This is a genomic window from Streptosporangium vulgare, assembly GCF_042428775.1.
GTDB lineage: Bacteria > Actinomycetota > Actinomycetes > Streptosporangiales > Streptosporangiaceae > Streptosporangium > Streptosporangium vulgare.
On the sequence record NZ_JBHMBS010000033.1, the window covers coordinates 44,070 to 61,538 of the forward strand.

Annotated in this window: 15 protein-coding genes; 3 read left to right on the plus strand and 12 right to left on the minus strand. The window is 70.6% G+C overall.

The window, feature by feature from the left end; translation table 11 throughout:
- Nucleotides 1–101: 101 nt before the first annotated feature.
- Entirely contained in the window at nucleotides 102–725 is a 624-nt protein-coding gene (locus tag ACFFRH_RS38645; protein WP_386162478.1) for an AMIN-like domain-containing (lipo)protein, read from the minus strand.
- A gap of 475 nt (nucleotides 726–1,200) precedes the next feature.
- Nucleotides 1,201–2,736, minus strand: coding sequence for an MFS transporter (locus ACFFRH_RS38650; RefSeq protein ID WP_386162480.1), 1,536 nt, complete (start codon nucleotides 2,734–2,736; stop codon nucleotides 1,201–1,203).
- Between the two features lie 87 nt (nucleotides 2,737–2,823).
- On the opposite strand from ACFFRH_RS38650, the gene ACFFRH_RS38655 reads away from it, so the two are divergent.
- Nucleotides 2,824–3,234 carry a MarR family winged helix-turn-helix transcriptional regulator gene (locus tag ACFFRH_RS38655; RefSeq protein WP_386162483.1) on the plus strand — a complete coding sequence of 137 codons (411 nt, stop codon included), beginning with the start codon at nucleotides 2,824–2,826 and terminating at the stop codon, nucleotides 3,232–3,234.
- 250 nt (nucleotides 3,235–3,484) lie between these two features.
- Here ACFFRH_RS38655 and ACFFRH_RS38660 read toward each other — a convergent pair whose 3' ends face one another.
- The 7 genes from ACFFRH_RS38660 to ACFFRH_RS38690 all read right to left on the minus strand — a co-directional run bounded on the left by ACFFRH_RS38660 (nucleotide 3,485) and on the right by ACFFRH_RS38690 (nucleotide 12,063).
- Nucleotides 3,485–4,774, minus strand: a complete 1,290-nt coding sequence (locus tag ACFFRH_RS38660; RefSeq protein ID WP_386162486.1) for a thymidine phosphorylase — start codon at nucleotides 4,772–4,774, stop codon at nucleotides 3,485–3,487.
- Between the two features lie 2 nt (nucleotides 4,775–4,776).
- Nucleotides 4,777–5,184 carry a cytidine deaminase gene (locus ACFFRH_RS38665; protein ID WP_386162521.1) on the minus strand — a complete coding sequence of 136 codons (408 nt, stop codon included), beginning with the start codon at nucleotides 5,182–5,184 and terminating at the stop codon, nucleotides 4,777–4,779.
- An 83-nt stretch (nucleotides 5,185–5,267) separates the two neighbouring features.
- Nucleotides 5,268–6,554 (minus strand): ABC transporter permease, encoded by a 1,287-nt coding sequence (locus ACFFRH_RS38670; protein WP_386162489.1) that lies wholly within the window; start codon nucleotides 6,552–6,554, stop codon nucleotides 5,268–5,270.
- Nucleotides 6,551–7,699, minus strand: coding sequence for an ABC transporter permease (locus ACFFRH_RS38675; RefSeq protein WP_386162492.1), 1,149 nt, complete (start codon nucleotides 7,697–7,699; stop codon nucleotides 6,551–6,553). Before ACFFRH_RS38675 ends, ACFFRH_RS38670 begins: the two co-directional genes overlap by 4 nt.
- Nucleotides 7,700–7,820: 121 nt before the next feature.
- Complete coding sequence (locus ACFFRH_RS38680; RefSeq protein WP_386162523.1) at nucleotides 7,821–9,344, minus strand: ABC transporter ATP-binding protein; 1,524 nt, start codon at nucleotides 9,342–9,344, stop codon at nucleotides 7,821–7,823.
- A gap of 97 nt (nucleotides 9,345–9,441) precedes the next feature.
- A complete protein-coding gene (locus tag ACFFRH_RS38685; protein WP_344749209.1) occupies nucleotides 9,442–10,521 on the minus strand; it encodes a BMP family lipoprotein in 1,080 nt (359 codons plus the stop codon).
- A 300-nt stretch (nucleotides 10,522–10,821) separates the two neighbouring features.
- The gene (locus ACFFRH_RS38690; protein ID WP_344749210.1) at nucleotides 10,822–12,063 is read right to left on the minus strand and encodes a M20 family metallopeptidase; all 1,242 of its coding nucleotides are present in this window, start codon (nucleotides 12,061–12,063) and stop codon (nucleotides 10,822–10,824) included.
- 536 nt (nucleotides 12,064–12,599) lie between these two features.
- Here ACFFRH_RS38690 and ACFFRH_RS38695 point away from each other — a divergent pair.
- Nucleotides 12,600–14,033 carry a peptide ligase PGM1-related protein gene (locus ACFFRH_RS38695; protein WP_386162496.1) on the plus strand — a complete coding sequence of 478 codons (1,434 nt, stop codon included), beginning with the start codon at nucleotides 12,600–12,602 and terminating at the stop codon, nucleotides 14,031–14,033.
- Here ACFFRH_RS38695 and ACFFRH_RS38700 read toward each other — a convergent pair.
- On the minus strand, nucleotides 13,992–14,192 hold the full coding sequence (locus ACFFRH_RS38700; RefSeq protein ID WP_344749212.1) for an SCO4848 family membrane protein: 201 nt from the start codon (nucleotides 14,190–14,192) through the stop codon (nucleotides 13,992–13,994). The genes ACFFRH_RS38695 and ACFFRH_RS38700 overlap by 42 nt on opposite strands.
- 105 nt (nucleotides 14,193–14,297) lie before the next feature.
- On the opposite strand from ACFFRH_RS38700, the gene ACFFRH_RS38705 reads away from it, so the two are divergent.
- A complete protein-coding gene (locus tag ACFFRH_RS38705) occupies nucleotides 14,298–15,581 on the plus strand; it encodes a D-alanyl-D-alanine carboxypeptidase family protein (RefSeq protein ID WP_386162499.1) in 1,284 nt (427 codons plus the stop codon).
- A gap of 181 nt (nucleotides 15,582–15,762) precedes the next feature.
- Here ACFFRH_RS38705 and ACFFRH_RS38710 read toward each other — a convergent pair whose 3' ends face one another.
- Together ACFFRH_RS38710 and ACFFRH_RS38715 are read right to left on the minus strand one after the other, a co-directional pair.
- Complete coding sequence (locus ACFFRH_RS38710) at nucleotides 15,763–16,893, minus strand: hypothetical protein (RefSeq protein WP_344749213.1); 1,131 nt, start codon at nucleotides 16,891–16,893, stop codon at nucleotides 15,763–15,765.
- A gap of 193 nt (nucleotides 16,894–17,086) precedes the next feature.
- The gene (locus tag ACFFRH_RS38715; RefSeq protein ID WP_386162502.1) at nucleotides 17,087–17,440 is read right to left on the minus strand and encodes a PadR family transcriptional regulator; all 354 of its coding nucleotides are present in this window, start codon (nucleotides 17,438–17,440) and stop codon (nucleotides 17,087–17,089) included.
- Nucleotides 17,441–17,469: the final 29 nt, after the last annotated feature.

A 17,469-nucleotide genomic window follows, 5' to 3' on the forward strand; every position in this document is an offset into this window, starting at 1 on the left:
GCGCGGCGCCCCTCAACGCCCTCGGCGCTTCCGGTACGCGACCCGGCGCGTGATCGGGTGCATGACTCGGTGCGCGATCCGGCGCGTGATTCGGTGAGTGACTAGTGCGCGATGTCGACGACCAGCCGGTACGGGTTCTTCTGCTCCAGCACCCGGAACGGCGCCTTGCGGCCGAGGACGACGCCCACGCTCACCACGCCCTCGAAGTCGCCCATCTTCACCACGTTCCGGACGTTGCCCAGCTTGGTCTGGAAGATCGGGCCGCCCGTCCAGGTGGGCTTGCCCGCCTCGGTGTGCGCGACGGCCGGGGTGATCGTCAGCTGCAGATAGGCCCCGCCCTTGACGTCGACCGGATCTCCCGAGCCGTCCTGGACGAGCTTGGGCACCCACCGCGCGGTGTAGCCGGGCAGGTCGCCCTTGAAGTCGATCACCACCCGGTCGAACCCCTTGTGCTTCCCGAACCGGGCTCCGGTGACGGTCGGCTGGGTGTCGATGGAGCGGTCGACCTCGACCTCCTTGGTGCTCGTCGGCGGGAGCAGCCCGGCCACGACGGCGGATGGCGTGGAGGGCGTGGGGGACGCGGCGGGCGGTGTGGTCACCGGATCCGCCGGGGCCGTGGTCACCGGGCCGGCCGAGGACGGGGTCGCGGTCTGCGTGGCCGAGCCACAGCCGACCGCCAGCAGGAACGGGGAGACGAGCGCGAGGGAAACGAGGGTGCGGTTCATATGAGCCTCCTGCCCCGTTAGATGCTCAGGTCTCCGGAGAGGTTCACCCCCCGGCCGTCCGCGTGCGCCCTGGCCGGATCGTGACACCTTGTCGAGGGGGGAGTCAAGCACCCCGGTCGTGACGGAGACGACCGCGAGTCGTATCGGAAGGGACCGTGGAACGTGGGGAGAACCGCGAGTCGTGACGGAAAGGGCGGTGGGTCGTAACGGAGGAGGCCGTGAGTCGTGGCGGAGACCTGGGTCATGGGCGGAGAGCCATGGGTCGCGGCAAAGGCGGCGAAGAGGCCGGTGGGCCGAGAGAAGGGCCGCCGCCGAGCCCCGGTCGTCCGGCGGCGGCCCTCCTCGCGTCCCGAGGGCGCTCGTATCTCGAAGATGCCCGCGTCCCGAGGGTGCTCGAGTCCCGAGGGTGCTCGCGTCCCCGTCCCTGTCCCCGTGTGGGACGGGAACGCGAGCGGTGCCCCCCGGACGACCCGCCCTAGACGGTCTCCAGCACCTTCTCCCTCTCCGCCGCGACGGGCGCGCGACGGGCGCGGAGGCCGGTGAGGGCGATCAGCAGGCCGACCACGGCGAGGATCCCCGAGACCGTGATCGCGGCCCGGAAGGTGCCGATGGGATCGGCGCCCGTACCGGAGGTGAGGACGGCCGTCACGACGGCCAGCACCACCGCTCCGCCGACCTGCCCCGAGGTGTTGAGCAGTCCTGAGGCCAGGCCCTGCTCGTCGTCGGCCACCCCGTTGGTCGCCTGGATGTTCAGCGAGGGGAAGGACAGGGCGAACGCGATGCCCAGCAGGACCATGCCGGGGATGATGAGCGTGGCCAGGCTGGGCTCGCCGTTGATCCGGAGGAAGAACGCGTACCCGGCGGCGAGGGCGGCCGAGCCGACCACGATCAGCCTGGCGGTGCCGAACCGGTCGGCCAGCTTGCCCATCCTGGTGGAGGTCACCGCCACCAGGAGCCCGGCGGGCAGGAAGGCGAGCGCGGTCTCCAGGGCCGACCAGTGCAGGAAGTTCTGGAAGTACTGCATGGCGACGAACTGGAAGCCGACGTAGGAGCCGAACAGGATCACGAGCCCCAGATTGGCGCGGACGATCGGGCCGGAGCGCAGGATGCCGAGACGTACCAGCGGGTGCTTGACGCGCTGCTCGGTGAGGACGAAGACGGCCAGCAGCAGGGCGGCCCCCAGCAGCGAGGCGATCGTGCGCGGCGAGCCCCAGCCCGCGCCGGGCGCCTCCACCACGGCGTAGACGAGCAGCAGCATGGAGCCGGTGATGGTGACGGCGCCGATGAGGTCATGGCCGCCCTCGGCGCGCTCCTCCCGCTGCCTGGGAAGGAACCTCAGGGCCGCGACCAGCGCGATGATCGCGACGGGCACCGGCATGAGGAACGTCCAGCGCCAGCCGAGCTCGGTCAGGAATCCGGAGATGACCAGGCCCAGGGAGAAGCCGCTGGCGCCGGAGGCGGTGAAGACGCTGAGAGCCCTGTTGCGGGCAGGTCCCTCGGCGAAGGTCGTGGTGATGATGGAGAGCGCGGCGGGCGCGGTGAAGGCGGCGCTGACGCCCTTGACGAAGCGGGCCGCGATCAGCAGCGTGCCGTCGTTGACGAGGCCGCCGAGGAGCGAGGCCACGACGAAGACCGCGAGGGCGACCAGGAAGACCCTGCGACGCCCGAGCAGGTCGGCGGTCCGGCCGCCGAGGAGGAGCAACCCGCCGTAACCGAGCACGTAACCGCTGACCACCCACTGCAGGGAGGACGTGGACAGCCCCAGGTCCGCCTGGATGGACGGCAGGGCGACTCCCACCATCGAGACGTCGAGCGCGTCGAGGAAGACCACGGCGCAGAGCACGGTGAGCGCGGCCCACAGACCCGCGCTCCAGCGCTCGCCGGGCGGCGAGACGGACAGCGGAACGGGCGGTGCGGGTGGCGTCGGCGAAGCGGACGAGACAGAGGGAGCAGGGGAAACGGGTGCGACCGACGGATCAGGCGGAGCCGTCGAGGCCGGTGAAGGGGTCATGTCGCCCGACAATACATGCAAGCGCATCTAATGCAAAAGCATTTAATGAATGTGCATTTAATGTTCACGCATGGTACGATCCGCGGCATGAACGAGGAGGACCCGGTCCGCGCGTGGCGTGAGGTGCTCGCCAAGCACGCCACGACCGCCTGCGCGCTGGAACGTGAGCTCTCCGAACGGCACCGGCTCGGCATGAGCGAGTTCGAGGTCCTGGAACGGATGGTCGAGGGCGGCCAGGGCAAATACCGGGTTCAGGAGATCGCCGACGCGGTCCATCTGAGCCAGAGCGCCTGCTCCCGGCTGATCGCCCGCCTGGAGAAGGCGGGCCTGGTGACCCGCCGCATCTGCGAGGACGACCGGCGCGGCATCTTCGTCGGCATCACCGAGGACGGCCGCGAGCGCCACGCGACCGCCCTGCCCACCCACCGCGCCGTGATCGGCGAGATCTTCGGCCCACCGGCCCGCGAGACGGAGCGGAAGAGCGCCCCGGCCCGCTAGGCCGCGCATGTGAAGGCGGACCGGGCGAGCATCCCGGCCCGCCAGGCACACCGGGAATCCGCTCGGGGGGCGTCCCGCCTGCGAGACACGCGAGACACATCGAGAGGCGGACCGGGTGGGCGTCCCGGCCCGCCAGGCACATCCAGGAAAACGTCCCGGCACGCATGGCGGACCGGGCGAACGTCCCGGCCCGCCGGGCACATCCGGAAACGGGTCAGGAGAGCGTCACGGACGCCGGCGTCAGGCGGTTTCAGGCTGTGTCGGCGGTGACGCGGTCGATCACCAGAGGCAGCAGGTCCGGGTCGGCGGTCTCACCGACGCTGTAGGCACCTTCCAGGGCGGCGAGCGCCCGCTCGAAGCGCGCGGTCTCGTCGGCGTGCAGCGTCATCAGCGGCTGCCCCTCGCGGACCAGGTCCCCCGGCTTGGCGTGCAACACGATGCCCGCGCCGAACGACACCGGGTCCTCCTTGCGCGCCCGGCCCGCGCCGAGCCGCCAGGCGGCCAGGCCCACGCCGTACGCGTCGAGCCTGGACAGCACGCCCGACGAGGGGACGGTGATCTCCATCGTCTCGGCGGCCCTGGGCAGCAGGGCGTCGGGGTCGCCACCCTGGGCGGTGATCATCCGGCGCCAGGCGTCCATCGCCGAGCCGTCCGCGAGGGCGCGCTCGGGATCCTTGCCCCCGGACAGACCCGCCGCCTGGAGCATCTCCCGCGCCAGCCGCACGGTCAGCTCGACCACGTCGGCGGGCCCGCCTCCGGCGAGCACCTCGACCGACTCGGTGACCTCCAGGGCGTTGCCCACGGCCCGGCCCAGCGGCCGGTCCATCGCGGTCAGCAGCGCGACCGTGTTCACCCCGGCGTCGGTGCCGAGCTCGACCATGTTCGTGGCCAGTTCGCGGGCCTGCTCCACGTTCTTCATGAAGGCCCCGGAGCCGACCTTGACGTCCAGGACGAGCGCGCCGGTGCCCTCAGCGATCTTCTTCGACATGATCGAGGAGGCGATCAGCGGGATCGCCTCGACGGTGCCGGTGACGTCGCGGAGCGCGTACAGCTTCTTGTCGGCGGGGGCGAGGCCGTCTCCGGCCGCGCAGATGACCGCTCCGGCCTTGCCGAGCACGTCGAGCATCCCGTCGTTGGACAGGGACGCCCGCCAGCCGGGGATGGACTCCAGCTTGTCCAGGGTGCCGCCGGTGTGGCCGAGTCCCCTGCCGGACAGCTGGGGCACGTACCCCCCGCACGCGGCGACCAGCGGTGCCAGCGGCAACGTGATCTTGTCACCGACGCCGCCGGTGGAGTGCTTGTCGGTGGTGGGTCCCGGCAGCGACGACCAGTCCATCCTGGACCCGGAGCGGATCATGGCCTGGGTCCATTCGGCGATCTCCCGCCGGTTCATGCCGTTGAGCAGGATCGCCATCGCGAGCGCGGACATCTGCTCGTCGGCGACGACGCCCTTGGTGTAGGCGTCGATCACCCAGTCGATCTGCTCCGCCGACAGCTCCCTGCCGTCCCTCTTGGTGACGATGACGTCGATCGCGTCCATGCTCAGGCCCCCCGGCTCAGGTCGTCGGGCCCGAAGGCGTAGGGGAGGATCTCCGCCATCGGCTTCGGGCCGTCGATGGTCTCCAGCAGCAGCTCGGGGCCGCCGAACTCGAACAGGAGCTGACGGCACCTGCCGCACGGCATGAGGAGCTCCTCATGCCCGTCGACGCAGGTGAACGCGACGAGACGGCCGCCGCCGGTGGCCTGCAGCGAGGACACCAGCCCGCACTCGGCGCACAGGCCGATGCCGTAGGAGGCGTTCTCGACGTTGCAGCCGGACACGATCCGCCCGTCGTCCACCAGCGCGGCGGCGCCGACGGGGAACTTGGAGTAGGGGGCGTAGGCGTGGCCCATGGCCCGCACGGCCTCGGCCTTCAGCGCCGCCCAGTCGATGTCTGTCTCGGTGCTCATCTCGGTGCCCGTCTCACTGCCCGTCTCGCCGCTCATCTCGCCGCCCATCGAATCAGATCCGCTCGTGAGGTGCCGCGTGACGGTCACTTACCCTGTCCCCTGCGGTACGGCGCGCCGACGGCGGCGGGCGGGCGGAGCCGCTGCGCCGCCAGCGACAGCACCAGCAGCGTGGTGATGTGCGGGGTGACGGAGGTGAACTCCGAGGGGACGGTGTCGGTCAGCGCGAACACCACGAACACGGCGACCGTCGCGACCCCGGTGATCAGCGCGGCCCTCGCCCGGTTCTGCCGTACGAGCTGGTAGACGGCGACCGCGGCGAGCAGGATCGTCACCACGAGCAGCAGCGCGTGCACCGACTCGCCACCCCTGCGCAGCTGGAGCGCGTCGGTGTAGCCGAACAGCACGGCGCCCCCGGCCAGTCCGCCCGGCCGCCAGTTACCGAAGATCATGGCGGCGAGGCCGATGAAGCCGCGCCCGCCGGTCTGTCCCTCGCGGTAGGCGCTCGCGGCCACCTGCGCGAGGAACGCGCCGCCTATGCCCGCCAGGGCGCCGGAGACGAGCACCGCGATGTACTTGTAGGTGTAGACGTTGACGCCCAGCGACTCCGCGGCCACCGGGCTCTCCCCGCAGGAGCGCAGGCGCAGGCCGAACGCCGTACGCCACAGCAGGTAGTACGAGAGCGGGACGAGCAGGATCGCCAGGATCGTGAGCAGCGAGACGTTCGTGGTCAGGCCGCGCAGGATGCCCGCCACGTCCGACAGCAGGAACCACTGCTTCGCCTCCAGCGTCCTGAGCGGATCCCCGATCTGGTCCCACGGCACGCTCACCACCTCGGGCTTGGGCACCGGGGGCGACTGGGAGTCGCCGCCGCCCGGCATCTGGGCGAAGGTGACTTTGGACAGGAACTGGGTGACGCCCTGGCCCAGGATGGTGATCGCGACACCGGAGATGATGTGGTCGACGCCGAACGTCACGGTGGCGATCGCGTGCAGCAGCCCGCCCAGGGCCCCGCCGATCGCGCCCGCGAGGACGCCCGCCCAGGGGTTGCCGAACTGGATGGCGCCCCAGGCTCCGCACCAGGTGCCCAGGATCATCATGCCTTCGAGTCCGATGTTGACCACTCCGGCCCGCTCGGCCCACAGTCCGCCGAGGGCGGCCAGGCCGATGGGGATGGCGAGCGCGATGGAGGCGTTGATCGCGCCTGCGGAGGTGAGGTCGACGGCGCCGGTGACGGTCCGCGCGAAGGAGAGCAGCAGGACGAGCGCGCCGAGGGCGAGCAGCAGGACCCGCCAGGTGACCCTGAACCTGCGGGCGGGGGTCTTCGGCTCCAGGAAGGGAGCCTCCGGCGTGGTGAGGGCGCCCTGGCTCATGCCGGCGTTCCTTCCTTGGCCGGGGTGGTGCTCGCCAGCTGGCGGCTCACCCGGCGCTGCTCGGCGGAGATCTGGTAGCGGTGGACCAGCTCGTAGGCGATGATCACCGAGAGCACGATCGTGCCCTGCATGATGGTGACGATGTCGGGGGAGATCTTCTGGAGCTGCAGGATGCCCGCGGAGGTGTCGAGGAAGGCCCACAGCAGGGCGCCGAACGCGATGCCGACCGGGTGGTTGCGGCCGAGCAGCGCGATCGCGATGCCGGTGAAGCCGAGCCCGGTGGGGAAGTCCAGGCTGTAGCTGTAGGAGGCGCCGAGCAACTGCGGCATGCCGACCAGGCCCGCCACCCCGCCGGACAGGATCATCGAGATGAGGATCATCCGCTTGACGTTCACGCCGCTCGCCACCGCGGCCGACTCCGAGCGGCCGGTGGCGCGCAGGTCGAAGCCGAAGCGGGTCCGGTTGATCACCACGTGGTAGAGGACGCCCATCGCGATCGACAGGATGATCAGGCCGAACACCTTCGTCTGGGTGCCGGAGATGATCGCCAGGCCGGGCACTTGGCCGGAGGGGCCGATCGGCTTCGTGCCGATGTTGTTGCTGCCCGCGACCTCGACCGCGAAGCGCTCCTTGTTGAGCAGCCAGAAGCCGACCGAGGTGGCGATGGCGTTCAGCATGATCGTGGAGATGACCTCGCTCACCCCGCGCCGCACCTTGAGCAGCCCGGCGATCGCCGCCCATCCGGCGCCGACCAGCACGGCGACGAAGATGATCAGCGCGACGTGCAGCGGCGCCGGCAGGGTGACCGCGCCGCCGACGGCCGCCGCGGTGAGCGCCGCCAGGCGGTACTGGCCGTCGACGCCGATGTTGAAGAGGTTCATCCTGAACCCGATCGCCACCGCGAGCGCGGACAGGTAGAAGTACGTCGCGGCGTTCAGGGTGAGCACGATCGAGCGCGGCCGGATGGCGTACTCGGCCATGCTGACCAGCGTGTCGAGCGGCGGGGCGCCGATGATCGTCAGGATGACCATGGTGATCAGCGCCGCGAACACGATGGCGACGAGCGGGGCGGCGAGCGAGAGCAGCCCCGTCGGCGAGACCCGTCCGAGCAGCCGGTCGGCGAAGGTGGACTTCTCCCGGCTCATCCGCGCGTCCTCGGAGGCGTGTGCGCCACGTGGATGTTCATGCCGCGCGTCCCGGGGGACGTGTGCGTCACCTGGGTGTTCATACCGCGCGTTCCCGGGGGCGTGTGCGCTACGTGGGTGTTCATGCCGCCTCTCCAGCACCCGTCATGGCCGAACCGAGCTGCTCGGGTGTCACGTCCTTGGGGTCCACCTCGGCGACGATCCGGCCGCGCAGGATCACCTTCAGGGTGTCCGACAGGCCGATGAGCTCGTCGAGGTCGGCCGAGATCAGCAGGACCGCGAGGCCCGCGGCGCGCGCCGCGCGCAGGTGGTCCCAGATCGCGGCCTGGGCGCCCACGTCGACGCCGCGCGTCGGGTGAGACGCGATCAGGAAGACGGGCTCCCCGCTCATCTCCCGGCCGACGATCAGTTTCTGCTGGTTGCCGCCGGACAGGGCCGCGGCGTCCACGTCGATGCCCGGGGTCCGGACGTCGTACGCCTCGACGATGCGCCGGGTGTCCTCGCGCGCCCCCGCGCGGTCGATCCAGGGGCCCCTGACGTTGGGCCGCCGGGTCTGGTGGCCGAGGATCCGGTTCTCCCAGAGCGGGGCCTCCAGCAGCAGGCCGTGGCGGTGGCGGTCCTCGGGGATGTAGCCGATGCCGGCCTCGCGGCGGCGCAGCGTCGTCCAGGCGGAGATGTCGTGCTCGCCGAGGCGGATCTCGCCCTCGGCCGCGCGCATGCCCATGACGGCCTCGACCAGCTCGGCCTGGCCGTTGCCCTCGACCCCGGCGATGCCGAGCACCTCGCCCTTGCGGATGTCGAAGGTGACGTCGTCCACGACACGGCGGTCCTCGGCCGAGTGGACGGTGAGGCCGCGCACCGACAGCGCCACCACGTCGGTGACCGTGGACTCGCGGGTCTCCGGGCTGGGCAGCTCACTGCCGACCATCAGCTCGGCCAGCTGCCTGGCGGTCACGTCCTTGGGGTCCACGCTGGCCACGGTCGTGCCGCGCCGGATGACGGTGATGGCGTCGGCGACCGAGAGCACCTCGTCCAGCTTGTGGGAGATGAAGATGATCGTCAGACCCTCGCGGACCAGCTCGCGCAGGTTGGCGAAGAGCTCGTCGACCTCCTGCGGCACGAGCACCGCGGTCGGCTCGTCCAGGATGAGGATCCGGGCGCCCCGGTAGAGGACCTTCAGGATCTCCACCCGCTGGCGGGCCCCGACGCCCAGGTCCTCGACGGTGACGTCGGGGTCGATGCCGAGGCCGTACGAGTCGGAGATCTCCCGGATCCTCCTGCGCGCGGTGCCGAAGTCGAGGGCGACCCCGCCCTTGCGGGGCTCGCTGCCGAGGATCACGTTCTCCAGCACGGTGAGGTTGTCGGCCAGCATGAAGTGCTGGTGGACCATGCCGATGCCCACGGCGATCGCCTCCCCGGGGGAGCGGAAGCTCACGTCCTCGCCGTTGACGCGGATCCGCCCCTCGTCCGGGCGTTGCATGCCGTACAGGATCTTCATGAGGGTGGACTTGCCCGCGCCGTTCTCGCCGACGACGGCGTGCACGTGCCCCTGCCGTACGGATAGGGAGATGTCGCGGTTGGCGACGACGCCGGGGAATCGTTTCGTGATTCCCTCGAGCTCGACGGCCGGTGCCGAGGTGCTGATGACGGCCTCCTCCGTACGGATGCCCCGATACGGAACGTGGTGGTCAGAGACAAAGGGCCCGGGGGAAATGTCCGCCGGGCCCCTCATTAGTACCAGGTCAGGAGGTCTTGTCCGGAACGGTGATCTCGCCGGAAATGATCTTCTGCTTGTACTCGTCGAGCTTGCTCTTGATGTCGTCGACCTGGCCACCGGTGGTGGAGTAGTCGACGCCGTCGGCCTTGAGGTCGTAGATCGTGCTGCCCGACTTCACGGAGTTGGTGGTGAAGCTCTTCAGGAAGTCGAAGACGGCGACGTCGACCTTCTTGAGCATGGAGGTCATGATGACGCTCTGCAGCTCGGGGGCGGCGGTCTTCGCCTGGTCGGAGTCGACGCCGATGGCGAGGCCCTTGGCGGCCTTGGCCGCCTCGAACACGCCGCCACCGGAGCCGCCCGCGGCCTGGTAGACCACGTCGGCACCCGCGTCGAACATGCCCTCGGCCGCGGTCTTGCCCTTGGCCGGGTCACTGAAGCCGGTGAAGTCCGGCGGCTGGGTGAGGTACTTGACCTCGATCTTCACGTCCGACTTGACCGCCTTGGCGCCCGCGGCGAACCCGGCCTCGAACTTGTTGATCAGCGGCACCTGCACGCCGCCGACGAAGCCCACGTGGTTCTTCTTGCTCTTCAGCGCCGCCGCGGCGCCGACCAGGAAGGAACCCTCGTGCTCGGCGAACAGCAGGTTCGAGATGTTGGGGGCGACGGCCGCCGCGTCGTCGACGATCGCGAACTTGACGTCGGGGAACTCGGTCGCGACCTTCTTGACCGGGTTGGAGTACGCGAAGCCCACCGCGATGATCGGGTTGAAGCCGCCGTCGGCGAGCAGGCGGAGCCGCTCCTCCTTGGCCGCCTCGGTCTCGCCGTTGCCGGCCTCCAGCTCGCTGACCTCGGCCAGGCCCAGCTCGGCCTTGGCCTTGTCGAGGCCCGCCGCCGCGGAGTCGTTGAACGACTGGTCACCACGCCCGCCGATGTCGTACGCGAGACCGACCTTCGGTCCCGTCGCGGCCGACGCCGCACTGCTGGCGGCCTCGCTCGGCGCAGCCGACGTGGCCGGTTCCTCGCTTCCACCACACGCGGCAGCTCCCATGAGCATGCTGCCCGCCAGTGCGGTCGCGGCCAGCTTGCCGAATCGGTTCTGAAGCAAGATGGACTCCCTTCGCGTTTCAGTGCACGCGCGAAGAGACGCACGGCAACCCTGCACGGAAGATAGTTGGTCCATCAGGGTTGACCAAACCAGCACACAAGTCCGCAACAGGTCCGTTATCCAGCTCACGCCACCTTGTGACCCGGGAAGCGGGACGGGACTACCCGCCGGTAGCGCTGGACGGCCGCCACGGCCTGGCGTTGGCACGCCTGTCCTGCGGTCGACGATCCTTTTCAAGGATCATCGACCGGTTCCTCAGGATATGTCCGGACTTTTCGGCTGACTAGATGTCAGGACGCGCTAGTTGTCGGCGTTCACTGCCATGAGCGCCTCGCCCGCGACGGGACGCTGCCCCTCCCAGAGGGCCGTCAGCGCGGTCGCCGCCAGGAAACGCACCCCGGCACCGATGGCGCTCTCGTCCACGTCGAAGGTGCCCTGGTGGATGTCGGCCAGGTGCGCCGACCCCGGCTCGCGGGTGCCGAGCCTGGCGAACGCGCCGGGGATGGACTCCAGGTACCAGCCGAAGTCCTCGCCGCCCAGGCTCTGCTCCGTCGGCACGGGAGCGCCCTCGCCGAGCACGCCCTCCGCGGCCTCCGCCAGCATCTGCACGCTGATCTTGTCGTTGACCACCGGCGGCACGCCGCGCACGTAGTCCATCTCCGCCTCGACGCCGTACGCGCCGGCGACCGACTCCAGCAGCGACTTGATCATGTCGGGGGCCGCGTGCCAGGCCGCCTCGTCCAGGCAGCGCACGGTGCCCTCGGCGACGCCGTCGTCGGGGATGGCGTTGGCCACCGAGCCCGCCTCGACCCGGCCCCAGACCAGGCTGAGCGAGGAGCGGGGGTCGATCCGGCGTGAGAGGGCGGCGGGCAGCTCGGTGAGGATCTTGGCGAGCGCGAAGACGAGGTCGGCGGTGAGGTGCGGCCGGGCGGTGTGCCCGCCGGGACCGCTCACCCTGATCGTGACCCTGTCGCAGGCCGAGGTGATGGGACCGGGCTTGAGGCCGACCTTGCCGACGTCCAGACGGGGGTCGCAGTGCAGGCCGAAGATGCGGTCGACGCCGCTGATGCCGCCCGAGGCCATCACCTCCAGCGCGCCGCCGGGAAGCTCCTCGGCGGGCTGGAAGATCAGCCGGACCCGGCCGGGCAGCAGGCCGGCCTCGGCCTGCTGGGCGAGGAAGAGCGAGGTGCCGAGCAGGATCGCGGTGTGCACGTCGTGACCGCAGGCGTGGCACACGCCGGGGACCGTCGAGCTGTAGGGGACGTCCTTCTCGTCCGGCACCGGCAGCGCGTCGATGTCGGCCCGCAGCGCCACGGTCGGGCCGTCGCCGCTGCCGACGTCGCAGAGCAGGCCGGTGCCGCGCGGCAGCACCGAGGGCACCAGTCCCGCGGCGGTGAGGCGCTCGGCGACGCGCTGCGTCGTGCGGTATTCGGCGAACGCGAGCTCAGGATGCATGTGCAGGTCCCGGCGGAAGTTGATCAGCTCCTGCTCGCGACCGGCGAGGAACGTGTCGAGTTCTCCTCGCAAATTACGCCCCCGCATTGCTCACCGTCCCATCCGCGCCGGCGGGCCTGGATCCTCGACGCACCGTGCAACTGCCCAGGATCTCGAAACCCATGAGGCAGTCTCGAAAAAAAGCGATCGCCGCACCGACGGGCCGGAGTGGGGTCTCACGGGCCGCATCAGCACGGACTGGTCGGTCACCGACGCGAGAACGGCAGGCCGGTGACCCGGGGAAGCCGTCGCGTTGGCGATGACATCGACTTTATCCCTCCCCCCGAGCAGCTCGCCGACATCCAGGCCAAATGTTTTGTCACCTCATGCCCCACTCGTACACCTTCTGACCCGAGAGGACCAGGAAAGATAGCCCAAATTGACTATGAGACGGTGGTCAGAGCGGAGGGCGGTCTCCCGGAGAGGCGATAGCCCCCGGGCCATTTCCAAACGTCGCCGACCTGGCAATTTACGTGACCTCAGGTGCCGGTCATCGAACCCGGCGGAGTGATGTAAACAGGAGTAATGCGTGTTTAACTCCTCACATGATCACTAACATCCCATTCGGGGAGAGGCAGTCGCGTTTGAGCATATTCGAACCGGACGAGGGCACCCTGGTGGTCCTTCCCTCGTTGTCGCTTCCCCAGGATGAGCTGCGCAGGATCACCGGCCCCCTCTGCTACGAGGAGCGGCTGCTGTTTCTCCTCCTCACCTTGAGGAAGCCGAACGTCGAGGTCGTCTACCTCACCTCGACGCCGGTGGACAGCGCGGTCGTGGACTACTACCTGAGCTTCCTCGACGATCCCGACGAGGCTCGCACGCGCCTGCAAATGATCAGTTTGGATGATCCCGACACGCACCCGCTCACCGAGGCGCTGCTGCGCCGCCCGGACGTGATCGCGCGCGTCCGCGCCGCCCTCGGCGGCCACCGGGAGGGCGACACCGCCACCGGGGAAAGCGGCAACGGCGGCAACGGCGGCAACGGCAGGGCCGCCTGGATGGTGCCGTTCGTGGTGAGCGAGTACGAGGAGCGCCTCGCCGGGATGCTCTCCCTGCCGGTGTACGGCCCCGCCACCTCGCTGGCCCACCTGGGCTCCAAGAGCGGCGGCCGCACGATCGGCGGCGAGGCCGGGGTGCCGCTGGTCAGGGGCTTCGGCGACCTGCGCTCGCTGATCGAGGTGGAGCACGCCGCCCGCGCGCTCGGTCCCACCGGCAAGCTGATGGTCAAGCTCAACAACAGCTACTCGGGACTCGGCAACGCCATCGTGACCAAGGACGACCGGCCGCTCGCCTCCTGTCCCACGAGCTTCTCCGCGTCGGACGAGAACTGGACGACGTTCGCCGAGAAGGTCGCCGAGCGGGGGGCGGTGATCGAGGAGTTCATCGAGGACCGGCCGCTGTACTCCCCCAGCGCGCTGGCGCGGATCACCCCCGGCGGCGCGTACGACGTGGTCGCCACCCACGAGCAGATCCTCGGCGGCCCCAACGGCGACGTCTACCAGGGCTGCACCTTCCCCGCCCGGCAGGAGTACCGGGCCGAGCTGGGCGCGCACGCCGAGCGGATCGCCAGGATCCTCGCGGGCCGCGGCGTGGTGGGGCTGTTCGGCATCGACTTCTTCGCCGTCAAGACCGACGGCGGCTACCGCACGCTGATGTGCGAGATCAACCTGCGCATCGGCGGCACCACCCACCCCTTCGGCGCCGCGCTCCTGACCACCGGCGCGTCGTACGACCCGGGGAGCGGCACGCTCGTGCACGCGGGCCGGCCGAAGCACTACGTGGCGACGGACAACTGCGCCGCGCCCGCCCTGCGGGGCCGGACCCCCGGGGAGGTGGTCAAGCTGGTCCACGACGAGGGCCTGGGCTTCGACCGCGAGAGCCGCACCGGGAACGTGCTGCACATGCTGGGCGGGATCCCGAAGTACGGCAAGCTCGGGTTCACCAGCATCGGCGACTCCGCGGAGGAGGCCGCCGAGCTACACCGGAGGACGCTGGTCACGCTTCGCCAGACCGCGTAGGGCGATCGCGCCGAGCACGACCGCCAGCACGAGGTTGACGGCGATCAGGATTCCGTGGACCACGTAGAAGGCCGTCGGATGACCGTCCGCGAGGTTGAAGCCAAGGGTGATCCATTCGAAGATCATGAAAGCGGCAAGGCCGGTCAGAAAAACGGCCATCTTTCGCGTTATTTGCATGATGTCAGTATTCCGCTGAGTGGCGCGTACCTGGTCAGGGCACCTGTAACTCCATGCGAACCGGCACGAAGCTACCCTGACATCATCATGGGGATCAAACACGTCGCGCCCGTCGGGGTGCTGCTCGCGGCGACCGCCCTCCTTGGCGCGCCCGCACAGGCCCGGGTCGCGGACGCGCCCACGACCGGCCGGCCTGACCTGCGCACAGGCATGGGTCCGGCGGACGCGCGGATCGGTGCCGGTGCCGGTGCCGGTGCGCCGGATTCGCGTACGGGTGCCGGTGCGACGGACGCGCGCATGGGTGCCGGTTCGGCGGAGGGTCCGGGCGCGCGGCGCGGACGGGAGCCGGTCGGCGGTTCCCGGCTCGGGGGGCGGGGCCTCGTCGTCCCCGCGGGCGTGAAGGCCCCTCCCAAGACGGCCGCGAAGTCGTACGTGATCGCCGACGCCGAGAGCGGTGAGGTGCTGGCCGCCAAGGACGCCCACGGACGCTACCTTCCCGCGAGCACGCTGAAGGCGCTGACCGCCCTCACCCTGATCCCGAAGCTGGACAAGGACCGGAAGATCACGCCGAGCAGGCGCGCCGTGAACGAGGAGGGCAGCGCGGTCGGCCTGGTCCCCAAGCCCCTCTACACCGTCGAGGACCTGTTCAAGGCGCTGATGCTCGTCTCGGGCAACGACTGCGCGATGGCGCTGGCCGAGGCCAACGGCGGCCTGTCCACGACCCTGGCGGACATGAACGCCGAGGCCAAGCGCCTGCAGGCGTTCGACACGGTGGCCAAGACCCCGAGCGGCCTGGACAAGCCGGGCCAGAGCAGCTCGGCCTACGACCTGGCGCTGATCGCCCGCGCCGGCCTGGCCAACGCCGACTTTCGGCGATATATCAGCACAAAGACCGATAAGTTCCCGGCTCCCAAGGGCTACTACGAGATCGGCAACCACAACAGGCTGCTCTGGCGCTACAAGGGCATGATCGGCGTCAAGAACGGCTGGACGTCCAAGGCCCTGGGCAGCTTCGTCGGCGCCGCCAAGCGCAACGGCCACACCGTCATCGTGTCGATCATGCGTCACGACGGCTACTTCTGGGACGAGGTCGCCGACCTGCTCGACTGGGGCTTCGCCAACCGCGGCAAGGTCACCTCGGTCGGAAGGCTGGTCGACCCGGTCCCCGAGCCCGCCCCGCTGCCCACCGGGCCCGCCGCCTCGGCGCCCCCCGCCGCTCCGGCCCCCGTCTCCGCGCAGGACCCGGCCGCGGCCGCCAGACCCGCCGACGAGGGCGTCCCGATCGGCTACTACGCCCTCGGCGCCGCCCTGCTCGGCGGCCTGGCCTGGCTGACGTACGGCCTGCGCAGGCGCTCCCACCGGCCACGGTGATCCGCGCCGTGCCCGGGGCGCCCGCTCCGGGCACGGGTGCGAGTGCGGGTGCGGGTGCGGTTCGCCCGCTCCGGGCCGGGTGGACGGTCCCGCGGCGGCCCGCCCGTTCCCGGCGCCCCGGTCACCCCTCGGCGGGTCCCTTTCGACTCCCCTCGGGAGGTCGCCGAAGCGGTGTGGCCGATCATCCTTCGGCCGGTCCCTCTCGGCCCTGGACCGGTGCTGCCGGGAGGGTCCTGATCCCCAGGGCGGCGCTCCATGCGGCGAAGGCCAGGAGCAGGGCCGCCTGGCCGAACATGGCGAGCGTGATGATCCGGCTCGTCTCGTCGACGAAGCCGATGCCGACGTCGTAGTTCAGCCCGGCCAGACGGACGCACAGCACCGGCAGCGCCAGGACCGCCAGGGCGAGCGGCCACGACGGGGTGCGCCGGTCGGGCGCGTACGCGTGCACGCAGGCGTACGCGGCGCCCGCGCCCATGATGAGCACGCTCACCAGGCCGGGAAGGTCCAGCCACGGCCATATCCAGGCGACGGTCGTGGGAGACGCGACCGCCTCGTACAGCGCGACGAGAGCGGCACCGGCGGCGAGGGGAGGCAGCAGGAGCCACAGCGGCCGGCGCACGGGCCGCGCGTCCCGGTGGAAACCGGCCCACAGGGCCAGCACCGTGACCAGGGGCGGCAGCAGGCCGGCCGGCACGCTCCAGGGGAAGACCGTCAGGCCGGAGAAAGCGGGCAGGCCAGAGAAGACGGGCAGGCCGGAGAAAGTGGACAGGCTGGAGAAGACGGTCAGGAACACCTGGATCAGGCCCGGCACCTCCAGCACCAGCGCGAGGAGCGCCAGTGCCCTGGCGGCGCGCGGGCGCCCGGCGAGGAGCGCCGCGAGCGGGGCGAACCAGAGGACGCCCGCGAGACCTCCCAGGATGGCCGCGAGCCGCCCGGGCGACCCAGGAGGCCCTGCCACCTGGGCGAGCAGGGGATCGACCGTGCCGATCATTCCGTACGTACGCAGGGTGCTCGTGGCGGCGAGGGCTCCGAGGAACGCCTGGAGACCCAGCCCCAGCAGGGCCACGAGGCGGACCGTCTCTCCCCACGCGAGGAACCTCGGCGCGGGGTGGCCCGCTCCCCCGAGACGGACCCGGACCGCCAGCACGGCGACGCTGGCGATCTCCGACCAGCGAGGCCGGGGTCCGTCGTCGTCGGACACGCCCGGCGAGCCCTCCAGGAACACGGAGACCATCTCCTCCTCGCGCTCGGCGCGGTAGGAGGCGGGCAGCAGGCGCAACCAGCGGCGATAGCGATCCTCCAGCAGACTCACCGTCGCGCCCCTCTCCCACTCGCCCTCACGCGGGACCTCACACTCGCCTTCACGCGGGACCTCCCGCTCGCCTTCACGCAGGACCTCAGGTGGGACTTCACTCTCGCCTCTACGCGGGATCTCGCGCAGGACTTCACACGGGACCTCAGGTGGGACTCCACGCTCACCCCCATGCGGGGCCTCCCATTCGCCCTCACGCGGGACCTCCGGCGGCGGTCGGCCGGGCATGCCGGGCGCGGAGCCGGTCGACGGCGGTCCTCGCGTTCTCCGCGAGCCGGACGGCCTCGGCCTCCAGCGTCCGCGAACCGGAGTCGGTGAGCCGGTAGTAACGACGCAACCGCCCCTGCTGGACCTCCTCGCGGTCGAGGGCCACCAGCCCGTCACCCGCCAGCCGGTCGAGCACGCCGTAGAGCGTGCCGACCTTGAGCTGGACCCGCCCGCCCGACAGCCGCTCGACCTCCCGCACGATGCCGTAGCCGTGACACGGCTCGTCGACCAGCGCGGTGAGGATGAGGAACGCGGGCTCTGTCATCGCCCTTGGAGTCATGCCTTGCAGCATATATCGGAAAGCAGGAT